Source organism: Geofilum rubicundum JCM 15548, from assembly GCF_000974365.1.
GTDB classification, from domain to species: Bacteria; Bacteroidota; Bacteroidia; order Bacteroidales; family Marinilabiliaceae; genus Geofilum; species Geofilum rubicundum.
The window spans coordinates 1-9,141 of the sequence record NZ_BAZW01000088.1; the positions used below are offsets into that span (position 1 = coordinate 1).

The 9,141-nt window shown below is 36.4% G+C and carries 5 protein-coding genes; 4 read left to right on the forward strand and 1 reads right to left on the reverse strand.

Annotated features, from left to right (window positions below; genetic code table 11):
* Nucleotides 1-2,264: 2,264 nt before the first annotated feature.
* A complete protein-coding gene (locus JCM15548_RS19280) occupies nt 2,265-3,149 on the reverse strand; it encodes a helix-turn-helix domain-containing protein (RefSeq protein WP_062128698.1) in 885 nt (294 codons plus the stop codon).
* Between the two features lie 166 nt (nt 3,150-3,315).
* Here JCM15548_RS19280 and JCM15548_RS19285 point away from each other — a divergent pair, with 166 nt between their 5' ends.
* The 4 genes from JCM15548_RS19285 to JCM15548_RS19300 all read left to right on the forward strand — a co-directional run.
* Complete coding sequence (locus tag JCM15548_RS19285) at nt 3,316-4,344, forward strand: efflux RND transporter periplasmic adaptor subunit (protein ID WP_062128700.1); 1,029 nt, start codon at nt 3,316-3,318, stop codon at nt 4,342-4,344.
* On the forward strand, nt 4,341-7,475 hold the full coding sequence (locus tag JCM15548_RS19290; protein WP_062128703.1) for an efflux RND transporter permease subunit: 3,135 nt from the start codon (nt 4,341-4,343) through the stop codon (nt 7,473-7,475). The genes JCM15548_RS19285 and JCM15548_RS19290 overlap by 4 nt, the downstream gene beginning before the upstream one ends.
* Complete coding sequence (locus tag JCM15548_RS19295; RefSeq protein WP_062128705.1) at nt 7,465-8,829, forward strand: TolC family protein; 1,365 nt, start codon at nt 7,465-7,467, stop codon at nt 8,827-8,829. The genes JCM15548_RS19290 and JCM15548_RS19295 overlap by 11 nt, the downstream gene beginning before the upstream one ends.
* Nucleotides 8,826-9,141: glycosyltransferase family 2 protein (locus JCM15548_RS19300; RefSeq protein ID WP_157482979.1), on the forward strand; the 316-nt coding region annotated here is incomplete at its 3' end. The genes JCM15548_RS19295 and JCM15548_RS19300, both read left to right, overlap by 4 nt.

Here is a 9,141-nt window from a genome sequence, read left to right on the forward strand (position 1 = left end):
TGGACGTTGGCACCTATTAACCCAGCACCACTTAGTTTCCGTTAGATGGTTTTGCACTCGGTAGAATGAAAAAGTAAAAGGATTGCCAAACGGCATATTGAATTCCAATCGTCTTTAACCAGGGATTCGCAAAGTTAAGGTGGTGCGCAGACAGTGAGTAGGTCTTTTTAAGGTTTGTGCAGAGTAGGGATTCTGGATTCCGGCGGTTGTCGTAGGAAAGTGAAAATTGGCAGACCGGCGCCGGGTTTCGGTAGAAACTGCCCGAATATTATAACGGACTTTTGAAATGGCTTACGTGGACTGCTTTATCAAAAGTATCGTGTAGGTGAGGGTTGCTCAGACAGCGGCTATGTATTTTAAAGGTTTGTGCTGAGTAGGGCACCCAGAATTTAGCGGTTTTCGTAGGGAAGTGGGGTTTAGGAGACCGGTATTGGGCTCCGGAAGAACCTGGCTGAATTATATGACGGACGGACTCGCATGGTGTTATTTGCTTCCCGAAACGGTCAAATTTTTGATTGGCAGAAACGTAAAATAGGTTTAGGGTCTTCAGCTCAAAAAATGTCGCAGCCCAGCATCTACTCGGTCAGAAAGGTCTATATTTATAAAGTCGCTTAACGGCAGCGGTCGCCATCAAAGTACGGGTCTTGTGTTTAATGTATATGGAATTGTCTATACACAGATTGGCAGAATCGTAAATCCAGTACCTCGTTAAAACAAATGCTTGCATACGGATTGGCAAACGGAATTTAGAGAACGGGGATTAGTTCCGGGGTCGCGGCGAAGTGGTAATATTGTCGTTCGCAGACCAAGTTGAACAGCGAAACGAGGGGAGAATTCATCACAGGTGCCAACACGCAATATATTGCATAGCTGCTCGCTTGCAGTCAGTTAACTGGTTTCGGAGCAAGGGCCCTATGTGGATAAGATTATAACTATCAAAGAATACGCTACGCACTATATTGCCACACGTTGGCACCTATTAACCTCGCACCACATATTTTCCGATAGAAGGTTTTGCACTCGGTAGCATGAAAAAATAGATTGATTGGCAAACGGAATCTTGAATTCCAAGCGTCTTTGACCAGGGTTTCGCAAAGTTAAGGTGGTGGTCAGACAGTGGGTGGGTATTTTAAAGATTTGTGCAGAGAAGGGTTCAGGGATTTCTGCGGTTGTCGTAAGAAAGTAAAAATTGGCAGACCGGTGCTGGGTTTCGGTAGAAACTGCCCGACTAGCAAAACGGACTTCTGAAATGGATTACGCGGATTGCTTTATCAAAGGTGTCGTGTAGGTGAGGGGTGCGCAGACAGCGGATAGGTGTTTTTAAAGGTTTGTGCTGAGTAGGGCACGCAGAATTTAGCGGTTTTCGTAGGGAAGTGGGGTTTAGGAGACCGGTGTCGGGCTCCGGTAGAAACTGGCTGAATGATAAAAGGGACTCGCAAAGCGTTATTTGCTTCCCGAAACGTTCAAAATGATTGATTGGCAGAAACGTACAATAAGGTTAGGGTCTTCAGCTTAGCAATTGTTGCACCCCAGCATCCACATGGTTAGAAAAGTCTACATTTATAAGGTGTCGTAAGGGCAGCGGTCGCCATCAAAGTACTGGTCTCGTGTTTAATGTATCTGGAAGCGTCTATACATAGATTGGCAGAAACGTAAATTCAGTATCTCGTTAAGACAAATGTTTGCATACGGATTGGCAAACGGAATTTAAAGAACGAGAATTAGTTCCGGGGTGGCGGCGAAGTGGCGGTATTGTCGTTCGCAGACTTGTAAGAAGAGCAAAACGCGAGGAGGGTTGATGACAGGTGCCAACACGCAATATATTGCATAGCTGCTCGCTTATAGATAATAAATTGGTTTCAGGGCAATGGCCCTATGTGGAAAGGATATTCACTAACAGAGAAAACGCAACGCACTATATTGCCACACGTTAGCTGCAAGTGCAAAGAACCAAACTGCAACATTGAAACCTAATTATTAATTAAAAAAACGGATAGAAAATATTAGCACTTTGATTGAAGGTTGGTGCAAGAAAAAATTAGTTTTTGCCCGCCCACTTCTGCCCTTCGGGACAGTTGGGGAAGCCAACGCACATTGCACACATTTGCAAATCGCACAGGCTGACGCACAGACCGAAATTTGCAAAAGAGTGCAATTTCTGCCAACGCTAAAAAGAGTTGATGTTAGCTAATCACATTAGATTTTGATTTTTCAAGAAATATGCAGTACTGCTCATTGGTTGGACAGGATTTGATATAAAACATTTAATCTTTACGGTATTGCTTAGGAGTAAGACCAGTATGATGCTTAAAGTATTTGCTGAAAAACGATTGATTAGAAAAGTGTAAATAATCAGCAACTTCCCAAATAGTCATATCTGAGAATTTTAATAATGTTTTGGCTTCTACTACAATGTAATTATTAATCCATTCTGATGCCGACAGATCACTAATATCTTTCATTAAAGATGATAAATATTTTGGAGTAAGGCTTAGTTTTTCAGAATAAAAGCTAATATTATGTTGTTCTCTAAAGTTTTGTTGTAAAAGCTCCATAAATCGCATATAGTAGTATTCTTTACTTTTGGTTTTAACCTCACCAACATCTAATTCATATAAATCAACATCCTCTGCAATTTTATTTATAAAAGATATGGCAAAGCCACTAATTATATTTGATTTACGTACACTATTTTCAGCCTCTAATAAAAAGCTGAATAAATTAAAATAACTGATAATTATTTCAATATTCTCAGGTCTCGCTTTAAAGAGAGGGTTGTTTCTAACATGCATATAATAAGGAAGCAAGTCTGTTAAATCTATACTGATTTTCCGTAGATAATCAATTGATAAAAGAAGGACAAATCCCTCAAAATCGTCACTTACAGAATTTAAGCCAATAACATTTTCAGGTACGCTAATACCATAGTTATTGGGCGTTATCTTCACATTTGTAAGGTTAATATTCACATCAATATTTCCTTTTGTGCAAAAAAGAAATATAGCAGCATCAACTCTTAACGGAAAACTAAACAGGTGTATATATTCTTTTATACTTCTAATTAAGACAATTTCGGTATTTAGTCCTGTTCCAATTCTCTGTTTAAGCAATTGTTCTATGGTAACGCTAAAGAGTAATTGTTCTTTCATTCCTTTTTTTATCAAATATACCTAAATATTTGTAATAAACTCTCTGCAAAAACATACTATTCGACTTATAGAACAATTTATAAGAATTTAAGAGCTTTATTCTACAGCATCTCTCAGGTATCTTTGCTAACAGAAAATGATTAATAATAAATTAAAACGATTTAGAATGAATATCAGGATTCTGTTTCAGTTAGTTGTTCTGACTTTTATATTAAATGCCTGTTCGCAAAAAGGTGGTACAATTGAACAACACAAAGACACAATTTATGTAAAAACCTACAAGGTAGGTTTGCAAGAAGAAAAGACTACAAGCAACTATCTGGGTATTGTAGAGGAAGAAATTTCGGCATCAATTAGTTTTCCTTTAACAGGAAATATAGATGCAATAAAAGTTTCCGAAGGACAGAAAATTAAACAAGGTGATTTATTGGCAACGTTAAATGATTATAGCCTAAAGAATGCTCACTCAATGGCTTTAGCAACGTTAAATCAAGCTGAAGATGCTATGAAAAGAATTCAGATGTTATATGACAATAAAAGTTTACCTGAGATACAGTATATCGAAATGCAAACTAATTTGGAAAAAGCTCGTGCTGCTGAAGCTATTGCCCGTAAAAACATGAACGATAGTAGGCTAAAAGCTCCTTTTAGTGGTGTTGTTGGTAAAATAAGAGTAGAAGCCGGAGAAAACATTCTGCCAAACCAGCCTGTAATTACACTTTTAAAAATTAGTAATGTACATGTCAAGGTAGCCGTACCCGAAAACGAAATCAATAAGCTTAAAGTAGGGCAAACTGCAAGCATTCGTATCTCTGCTGTTTCAACCGATTTGTTTCAAGGAAAAGTGATAAGCAAAGGTGTAATTTCAGATGCTATATCACACACCTACCCCGTGTTAATATTAGTAAAAAATAATGAGTTTCTATTACTGCCAGGAATGGTGAGCGAGGCACAAATAAATAGTGGGAACTCTAATTCAAAAGTAGTTGTGCCAAACAACAGCATCTTAATAGATGGGGATGGCAACTATTATGTTTGGAAACTCATGCAAGGGAAAGCAACAAAACAAGTAGTTAAAATTGGTACGCAAAACCATAATGGTGTAGAGATTTTAAACGGACTAATTAATGATGACGTGATTATTACCGATGGTTACCAAAAAGTTTCAAACGGACAAAAAGTAGAGGTATTATGAAAAAAAATATAGGAGCAATTGAAGCGGTTATGCGCCATCATAAATTAATGTTCTTCTTTGTAGGAGTATTAGTTCTTTTTGGAGTATTCGCTCTGGTTAAAATGCCAAAACAGGAATTTCCAACATTCACTATTCGTCAGGGGGTAGTTGTAGGTATATACCCGGGAGCAACTTCTGCTCAAGTAGAAGAACAACTGGCAAAACCACTCGAAAAATTTTTATTTACATATAAAGAAGTTAATCGAGAAAAAACTTATTCCATGTCGCGTGATGGAATTGTTTATATTATGGTTGAACTTGAAAATAATGTACATAACAAAGATGAAGTTTGGTCGAAAATTAAACATGGCATATCATTATTTAAGATGCAGCTACCAAGTGGTGTCTTGGCAGTAATTGCTAACGATGATTTTGGGGACACCTCAGCGCTTTTAATTGCGTTGGAATCAGATACACGTTCTTACAGGGAGCTAGAAGACTATGCCGAGATATTGGAAACTAAATTACGCTTATTAAAGTCTGCTTCTAATTTTCGCCTTTATGGAACACAAAAAGAACAGATTAACGTTTATTTAAACCGAGAGAAATTAGCCATATATGGAATCAACTATAAAACTTTAGCAGCGAATTTATTCTCACAGGGGCTAACTACTGTTTCGGGAAAAGTAGAAACGGGTAATTCCAATATGCCTTTACACTTCTCATCAATTTATAATTCGGAAACAGAAGTAGCCGAACAGATAATATATTCTTCACCCGATGGTACAATTGTAAAATTAAAGGATGTTGCCACCATCACGAAAGAGTATGAAACACCCAAACGCTTTACTCAAAACAATGGTAAAAAATCTATCATTTTATCAATGGAAATGCGAGAAGGACACAATATTATAGCCTATGGAAATGACGTTGATGAAATACTTAAAGAGTTCGACACGCTAATTCCTGATGATGTTGCAGTACAACGTATCGCAGACCAACCAAAGGTAGTTGAAACTTCAGTTCAGAATTTCCTGCGTGACTTAGTCATTGCGGTTGTAATCATCATCTTGATTATGCTTATTTTATTTCCATTACGTTCAGCAATAATTGCTTCAACTACCATTCCTATAACCGTTTTTATAACACTTGGGTTAATGTATCTACTAAACATCCCGCTCAATACAGTAACATTAGCAGCTCTAATCGTTATACTGGGCATGGTTGTCGATAATTCCGTTGTTGTTATTGACGGTTATATGGAATACTTGGAGAAAGGAGTATCCAAGTGGCATGCAGCCGTACTTAGTGCAAAAAATTACAATGGAGCTATCTTTTTTGCAACTTTTGCTTTGTGCAGCATTTTTTTACCTGTACTAGCTATTTTCACTGGCATTTGGGCCGATTTTGTAAAACATTTCCCATGGACATTTAGCATTGCTTTAGTGGTTTCGTATTTACTGTCGATGTTTTATATTCCTATTTTAGAATTCTTGCTAATTAAGCGAAAAACAAAAGAGAAGAAATTTAACCTAAATACAATTATTCAGAAATTTTATGTAAAAGGACTGGATGCAACATTTCGCTATCCCTTTATTACTATTGCTTTGACAGCAATCTTTATAGTTGTTTCTATTGTTTTCTTTTTTAGTAATGACCAACGTATGTTTCCGAATGCAGACAGAGACCAGTTTGCAGTAGAGATTTATCTTCCACAGGGAACACCAGTTGGCAAAACAAAAATAGTCGCCGACAGTCTGTATCAGTTATTAAAACGAGATGAAGAAATTGTATCAATCACTTCTTTTATTGGGATGTCATCACCACGTTTTCAAACTACTTATGCTCCTAATATTGGTGGTGAAAATTTCGCACAGTTTATTGTAAATACAACATCGGAACAAAGTACTATTGAACTTCTTGATAAATATACCCCCTTATACCAAAACTATTTCCCGAATGCCTATGTGCGATTTAAACAACTGGATTATCAGTTGTCACAAAATCCGATTGAGGTTCGATTAACAGGGAACCAAATCGGACAATTAAAACAATATAGTGACACGCTTATAAGCGCACTTTCTGGTGTTGAAAGTTTAGTGTGGTTACATACAAATTATGAAGAAGCATTGCCAGCATTGCAGGTTGATTTAAACACAGCAGAAGCATCAAGATTGGGAATAGTGAAGAGTTTAGCAGAGCTTGAATTAACAGGTTATTATACAGGAATACCTGTAGGCACTGTGTGGGAAGCTGATTATCCCTTGTCGGTAATAATGAAAACAGACAAACATGAGGTAAATGATAATCCAAATAATGTTGATAACAAATACATTTCTACACTTTTGCCCGGGATTTCTGTTCCATTACGACAAATTGCTGATGTAAGACCTGTTTGGCACGAAGGGCAAATTGTTCGCAGAAACGGAGTAAGAACAATTACGGTTTTGGCTGATGTTAAGCGAGGATATAGTGAGACAGCTACTTTTAAAGAAATAAAAGGTATTATTGAAAATGAAATAGCTCCTAACTTGCCATCAGATATTAGTTATTCTTATGGAGGAATGCATGAAGGAGATATGGAAGTTGTACCTTCTATAATTGAAGTACTTATAATCGCTGTGCTTATAATCTTCCTGCTGTTACTCTTTAAATTTAAAAAAATAAATGTAGCACTGGCAGCCCTACTTTCTCTTTCTTTTGTACTTCCCGGTACTTCACTAGGTTTATGGATAACAGGTACACCATTGACCCTTACTGTTATTCTAGGGATAATAAGCTTATTTGGAATTACAATCCGAAATACGATACTAATATTTGAACATGCTGAAGATTTGCGGATAAATAAAAAAACTACTGCCCGACAAGCTGCTTACGAAGCAGGTCAAAGACGCATGGTTCCCATATTTTTAACATCTGCAACAACTGCAATCGGAATTATTCCGATGATATTGTCGAACTCTTCATTATGGTCTCCAATGGGTATAGTCATCTTTTATGGAACTATACTATCCATGATAATACTGGTCTTAACATTGCCAGCAATGTATTGGAAGATATTTCAAAAAGTAAAAATCAGGGACATAAGTAAAAAGTTTAGCAATAAAATTAATCTTTCGAACCAAAATAAATATTCATCAGATGAAGTATAGAAATGTAATAACACCAATAGTTTTGCTGTTGTCTTTAAATATTAATGCACAGACCGTTACTCTTGAGATGTGCAAAGATTCAGCAATACAGAACAATATAAATATTAAGAATAAACAACTTAGTTTAGAGGCTTCGCAAGAAGTAAAAAAGAATGCTTTTACAAATTACTTTCCTCAAATAGATGCTGGTGCTGTTGCTGTAAAACTAAACAAAAGTTTAGTTGAAGCAGAATTACCTGAAATGAATTTGCCAGTATATGACGGAAATCCAGCGAATCTGGCTGCTCCAACTCAGTTTACTTACTTTCCCGGGATGGGCTTGGAATTATTAGATTATGTTAATGCAGGATATTTAACTGCTGTACAACCTTTATATGTAGGAGGTAGAATACGGAATGGAAATAAACTCGCCTCTCTTGGTGTCGAATTTTCACAACATCAACTTAATCTTACGCAAGATGAAGTATTGGTTGCGACTGAGTTTTATTATTGGACTATTCTAGCACTTGAAGAAAAGAAGAAAACACTTGAAGGGTATGAAAAACTACTGAATAGCCTAAAAAATGATGTAAGTGTTGCCTACGAGGCCGGGTTAATTCAAAAAAGTGATTTGTTAAAAATACAACTTGAATTAAATAATATCAATGCAAATAAATTAAAGCTTAACAATGGTATAGATTTATTAAAAATGACCCTTGCTCAGCACATTGGTATTACATATTCAGGTAATTTACAAATCGCTGATACAGCTATTCTTGTTCACGATCCGGTAGAAACATTTTGGAGTCCGGAAGAAGCTTTGCTTAAAAGAGATGAATATCAGATGCTAAACAAAGCAATAGACGCAGAAATACTCCAGAAGAAAATGGCAATGGGTGAATACTTGCCAACAGTAGCCGTTGGTGTTGCAGGGCTGTATCTTGATGTAAGCGAGCCTGATGGAGGTATGATGAGCTTTAACAATACCAACAGTATGGTTTTTGCCAAAGTTTCGGTACCAATCTCCGGATGGTGGGGAGGTTCACATAAAATAAAGGAGCATAAGCTAAAGGTAAACATTGCCCAAAATAATTTGGAAGAAAAAACGGAACTATTAAAACTTCAAATGGACAAAGCATATAAAGATGTTATTGAAAGTTATATGCAAATTCAGGTAGCAGAATCTTCAGTTGAGCAAGCTTTAGAACACTTGTCTGTTGTAAAAAACAGTTTTGATGCGGGTGTTGTAAGTACTTCTGACTTATTGGAAGCGCAAGCTATGTATCAACAAACAAAAGATGCTCTAATTGATTCCAAGACTGCCTATAAAATTAAATATGCAGAATATTTAAAAGTAACAGGGAGGTTATTATGAAAGCAAGTGTTATAATATGTGCTTACAATGAGGAAAAAACTATTGCAAATGTCTTGATTTCATGTTGCAATCTATTACCTGATTCAGAGATTATTGTAGTTGATGATGGTTCTAATGACGATACTCAAAACATTTTAAAAGAATTGTCTAAAGATTATTTATTCATAAATGAACGATTGGATAAGAATAGAGGTAAAAGTTGGGCAATGGTTCATGGTGTTGAGAAATCATCAAATGAAATAATTTTATTCTTTGATGCTGACGTTTCAAACATCAAAAAAGAACATTTTGATTTATTATTAACCCCCATTA